The sequence below is a fragment of the Tsuneonella troitsensis genome (assembly GCF_001441535.1).
GTDB lineage: Bacteria > Pseudomonadota > Alphaproteobacteria > Sphingomonadales > Sphingomonadaceae > Tsuneonella > Tsuneonella troitsensis.
In genome coordinates this window covers 1-5,330 of record NZ_LMAU01000009.1, presented here as the reverse complement: position 1 = coordinate 5,330, position 5,330 = coordinate 1, and the positions used below count along the sequence as shown (strand labels likewise).

General features: G+C 63.2%; 4 protein-coding genes and 1 pseudogene. 4 read left to right on the top strand and 1 reads right to left on the bottom strand.

Features of this window, described 5'->3' with window-relative positions; genetic code table 11:
• Positions 1–917 (bottom strand): UDP-glucose 4-epimerase GalE (gene galE / locus AR323_RS14255; RefSeq protein ID WP_057884663.1); only part of this gene is annotated, 917 nt, incomplete at its 3' end.
• A 308-nt stretch (positions 918–1,225) separates the two neighbouring features.
• On the opposite strand from galE, the gene AR323_RS15230 reads away from it, so the two are divergent.
• The 4 genes and pseudogenes from AR323_RS15230 to AR323_RS14235 form a co-directional block, all read left to right on the top strand.
• The gene (locus tag AR323_RS15230; protein ID WP_083495480.1) at positions 1,226–1,831 is read left to right on the top strand and encodes a PEPxxWA-CTERM sorting domain-containing protein; all 606 of its coding nucleotides are present in this window, start codon (positions 1,226–1,228) and stop codon (positions 1,829–1,831) included.
• A 156-nt stretch (positions 1,832–1,987) separates the two neighbouring features.
• Positions 1,988–2,665, top strand: coding sequence for a rhomboid family intramembrane serine protease (locus AR323_RS14245; RefSeq protein ID WP_152980375.1), 678 nt, complete (start codon positions 1,988–1,990; stop codon positions 2,663–2,665).
• Between the two features lie 211 nt (positions 2,666–2,876).
• A pseudogene (locus AR323_RS14240) lies at positions 2,877–3,017 on the top strand (VirB3 family type IV secretion system protein); the annotation flags it as partial.
• 16 nt (positions 3,018–3,033) lie between these two features.
• The coding region (locus tag AR323_RS14235; protein ID WP_057884479.1) for a VirB4 family type IV secretion/conjugal transfer ATPase at positions 3,034–5,330 on the top strand (2,297 nt) is incomplete at its 3' end.

The window sequence follows — 5,330 nt, the reverse complement described above, 5'->3', positions numbered from 1 at the left end:
GGCAGGGCATTCAATATCCTGGCGTTGTCCGCGACGAGGCAACCGGGATCGCCGGCGCGGCGCGGCTCGATCACGCGCGAGATATTGCCGCCGCTCACCCGGTCGACCGCATCGAGAACCTCCAGCACCGAGAAGCCCCGCCCGTATCCGCAATTCATCTGTAGAGAATGGGACGGCTGCGCGACCAGCGCCTCGAGCGCGTGAACGTGGGCTGCGGCAAGGTCCGACACATGGATGTAGTCGCGCACGCCCGTGCCGTCGGGTGTTTCGTAATCGGTGCCGAACACCGCCACGCCGTCTCGCTTGCCGAGCGCGGCCTCGACCGCGACCTTGATCAGATGCGTCGCCCCAGCGGTCGACTGTCCGCTGCGACCCAGCGGATCGGCTCCGGCGACGTTGAAATAGCGCAGCGCGCAATAGTTCATCGCGTGCGCCGCTGCCGTATCGGCGAGCATCCGCTCGGTCATCAGCTTGGACCAGCCATAGGGGTTGATCGGCACCTGAGGACAGTCTTCCGGAACGCGTTCGATACCGGGCACGCCATAGGTTGCGGCCGTGCTCGAGAAGATGAAGTGGGGCACGCCTGCCTCCACCGTCGCCTCGATCAGGGCGCGGCTCTTTGAGGTGTTGTTGTGATAATAGCTCAGCGGCTTCGCCACCGATTCCGGCACGACGACCGAACCGGCGAAGTGCATGACCGCGCGCGTGCCTTGCGACTTGAATATCCGCGCAAGCAGTTCCGCGTCCTCGATGTCGCCGTGAAAGAAAGGAACGTCGTCAGGCACGGCGAAACGGAATCCCGTCGCCAGGTTGTCGATCACCGCGACCGGATATCCTGCATCCCGCAGGGCCAGCACCGCGTGACTGCCGATGTAACCGGCGCCCCCGGTCACGAGTGTTGGAATCCTCTGGGTCAAGCTAACGGCTCTCGGTCAAGCCGAACACTGGCTGTCCGGCGGAAGGACCATGCGGCAATCCGGCGCCGATCTCAAAGAATATGAAGGATCCCGGAGGACGGGTCATGCCAGACCGTTTCAATTCGGGACAGCGCTCATTTGTCTCGGTTCATCGCGATGTTCGGACTCGACTCATTAGTTAACGGTTGCTAACCAAATCAAAGAGAAGGCCCGGCGACTCGAATTTCGCGCAGGAGCCAGCCATCGGATCGCTCCATTGTTATCGCTTGCTGACTTCATGTCAGCGCGTCTGTGTGAGGAATTGTGCTATGCGTCGTTACCAACTTGCAGCTTTGCCGCTGGCTGCGGCCTTAGCCTTCGGTAGTGCTCCGGCTTCAGCGGCCGTCACCCTGGTGGGTGTTTATCCCGGGACCGATTGTAGCGGTCAGGGAGGGTTCTCGAATTGCTACGCTTACCCGGGCGGAACGCAACAGGGTGAAGTCGAAGGGGGCACCCCTGCAGTCTACAAGATCAACTACAGCGCCGAAGATGGTTTCGAGATTTCTAACGACTATCCGACCATTACTGGCGAAGAGTTCGAAATAAACTGGACCGAGGAAGGTAACATTTTCTCGTTTACCTACACCCCGGGAGAAGGTGATCCTGCGCTCCACTACTTCTCGGTGAAGCAGGGAAGCAATTTCGCCTTGTTCACCGATGATGGTGGGGCTGCGATCACTTCTGCGACTCTCAACCTCACTGACTATTTCCAGCAACCCGGCTATTCGCACGCGACTTTCTTCAACACGGGCATGAGCGCGGTGCCTGAGCCGGCGACCTGGGCTCTGCTCCTGTTCGGCTTTGGTGCGATTGGCGCCTCCATGCGCCGCCGTAAGGCTGCGACTACCCCGCGCCTCCGGTTGCGGACCGCCTGAGCTAAGCCAAGAAGTGCTCTGAATGAGAAGGGGGCGCCGCGAGGCGTCCCCTTTTTCGTTTGACGGGGCGGGCTGCCGCCCCGACTCCAGTACCGACCCTGATATGGAGTTGGCTCAGGTGGGTAACTGACTTTGTTTCGAAAGCTGGCTCGATTGTTGCTGGGCGATAGCCTGTTTACCCGGGAATGGAGCACGACAACCCGCGATTACTGGGTTCCAGCCTTGATCTCGGGGCTTATATGCATCGCTTGGGTCGTCTTGAACGTGCGCGGGACCATGACGTTCTGGGCGATTTCCTGGCCGGTGCTGGAGCAGGGGGCTTTTGCCGTGCTGCTTTTGCACATGGTCGCCCACGGAGGATTGGTGCACCTCGTCCTCAATTGCACAGTGCTCCTTCTGGTGGGTGGTCTGTTACACTCGCGCCTGGGAGCACTTCCCATTGCAGGACTTCGCTTCCTCTATATTTTCGTTGGGAGCGGGGTCAGCGGAGCCCTCGCGTTTCTGGCGCTCAACGCGGGAACAACCCAGTCCATGCTGGGTGCCTCCGGGGCCATTTTCGGATTGGTAGCCGCGCTCGCTCGCGTACACCCGGTAACAGGGGATTCCACTCCGATCGTTTCTTCGCGCACCTGGCAGCTGGCCGGCTTTTTTACCCTGAACCATGCTGCACTCTTTGTGCTGCTCGGTTTGCTGGCGTTCTTTTGGGGGAAGGTAGCGGTCGTGGCGTGGGAGGCCCATCTCGGGGGTGCAATATTTGGCTTTCTTCTCGCTCCCGTTTTCCTTCCCGAGGCAGACGATGTGCAGGCACAAGCGGATCCAACTGAAGAGCGCTGAGGTGCTGGCGTGTGCGGAGTGCGCAGTGACGCGTTGCAGTTCGGAGTTCAGAACCTGGCCGCCGCGCTTTCAGTCTCTGCGAACCTTTAGTATGCCGCATGCGAGCCAGGCCTGTCGTTTTCGGTGTTAGATGTTCGTTAGGTGACGAGACGTCGTTTCGTAGTATCCTCTGCTCGTTCACGCGAGCGGTCAGGGGAGCGGAATGAACTCAGTCAGGATCATCCTCCATGCGATCGGCTATTTCGCCTGCCTGCGCGAACCCCGCATTTTCGACCTTTGGCTCACCAAGGTCAGCAAGTGTCCCCGTGTACCCAACTGGAAGCGCTGGGGCTGCAACAGTTACGCCGCCTGATGGAAGGATTCGGCGAATGAAGAAATGGATCGGCGCCGCCGCCTGGAGCGCGAAGGAAGCCCGCGCTGGCGACCGCCTGCCCTACGCCCGCCTCATCGACGGCAATACCGTGCTTTTGCGCGACGGTAGCGTGATGACCGCTCTGCAGGTCCCCGGACTGCTGTTCGAGACCGAGGATTCGGACGCGCTCAACCACCATGCCGCGACGCGTGAGGTGATGCTGCGCTCGACGCTCGATGCGCGGTTCGTGCTGTATCACCACGTCATTCGCCGCCGGGTGCAGATCGAGCTCGACGCGGAGTTTCCCGATCCCCTCAGCGCGCACATCGACCGCCGCTGGAAAGAGCGGCTGGGCAGTGGTTCGCTGTTCGTCAACGATCAGTTCGTCACGCTCGTTCGGCGACCGGCGCGCGGCAAGGCGGGCCTCGCCGAAAAGGCGGCGAAGATGTGGAGCAGGAAGGGGCAGCGGGAAGTCGACGCCGATCCCAAGGACGTGCGCGCCTTAAGGGCGGCGGCCACCGGGCTCGTCGCCTCGCTGCAGGCTTATGGCGCGACGATGCTCGACGATTACGAGGGCCCGAGCGGCGCCCTCAACAACGAGATTCTCGAACTGCTGAGCGCGCTCTACAACGGCGAGATGCGCCCGGTGCGCCGTCCGGCCGACGAGACCGACATCGGCCAGATGCTGCCCTATCGCCGGGCGAGCTTCGGCCTCGACGCGATGGAGCTGCGCGGCAGCGGCGAACCGGACTTTGCCGCGATCCTCAGCCTCAAGGACTACCCCGAGGCGACCAGCCCTGGCCTGCTCGACGCGCTGCTGCGCCAGCCGTTTGAGATGGTTGTGTCCGAAAGCTATGCTCCGTCCGAACGCACGACGGCGCGCGAGCGGATGGACCTGGCGATCCGCCGCTTGAAGAGCGCCGACGAGGAGGCGATGGCCGAGCGGCACGACATGCTCGCCGCCCGCGACGCGCTGGGCAATGGAGCTGTCGGTTTCGGCGACCACCACCTCACGGTCCTCGTGCGCGAACGGACCTTGCCGCTTCTGGACGAGGCGACCGCCGCCTGCGCCGCGGCGCTGGCCGATACGGGCGCCATCGTGGTTCGGGAGGATACCAACCTCGAGCCGGCGTTCTGGGGCCAGTTTCCCGGAAACGAGGGCTATATCGCCCGCCGCGCGATGATCTCGAGCGCCAACATGGCGAGCTTCGGGTCCTTGCACGGCATGGCGCTCGGCCAGGCCGAGGGGAACCACTGGGGCGATGCGGTCACGCTGCTGCAGACGACCAGCCAGACCCCGTTCTTCTTCAACTTCCACAACGGCGACCTCGGCAACTTCACGGTCATTGGTCCCTCGGGCTCCGGCAAGACGGTAGTGATGAATTTCGTCGCCGCGCAGGCGCAGAAATTCAGCCCTAGGACGATCCTTTTCGACAAGGATCGCGGTGCAGAACTCTTCATTCGGGGCATCGGCGGGCGCTACGACCGGATCGCCAGCGGCGAACCCACCGGATTCAATCCGCTCGCTCTTCCCGACACGCCCGGCAACCGCGCCTTCCTGCGCGACTGGCTGGCGGTGCTGCTGAAGGCCGATGGACCAGAGGAACTGGCGACGATCGCCGGAGCGGTCGATGCCGCTTATGCCAACGATGCCGGATTGCGCAGGTTGAAGCATTTCCGCGAACTGCTGTCGGGCGCCAAGCGGCCGCAACCGGGTGACCTGGCCGACCGGCTCTCCGCCTGGATCGCGGGCGGCGAGCATTCGTGGCTGTTCGACAACGCCGAGGACAGGCTCGATCTGGGTGCGCGCGTGCTCGGATTCGACATGACCGCGCTGCTCGAGAATCCGCGCTTGCGCACGCCGACGATGATGTACCTGTTCCACCGGATCGAGGAACGGCTCGACGGCAAGCCGACGATGATCCTGATCGACGAGGGGTGGAAGGCGCTCGACGACGAGGTGTTCGCGGCCCGCATTCGCGACTGGCTCAAGACCTTGCGTAAGCGCAACGCGCTGGTCGGCTTTGCCACCCAGTCGGCGCGCGATGCGCTGGATAGCCGCATCGCCACCGCGCTGGTCGAGCAGACGGCGACGATGATCTTCATGCCCAACGCCCGCGCACGGGCGGAGGACTATTGCGACGGTTTCGGACTGACCAGCCACGAGCTTGCCCTGATCCGCTCGCTGCCGGCCCACAGCCGCGCGTTCCTCATCCGCCAGCCCGATGCGAGCGTCGTGGTAAGGCTCGACCTTTCCAACGCGCCCGAAGTGCTTGCGGTGCTGTCGGGCCGCGAGGGCACCGTCCGCCGTCT

Excerpts from the sequence above, each read along its gene's own strand:
- AR323_RS15230 (WP_083495480.1), top strand. The coding sequence starts at position 1,226 with ATGCGTCGTTACCAACTTGCAGCTTTGCCGCTGGCTGCGGCCTTAGCC.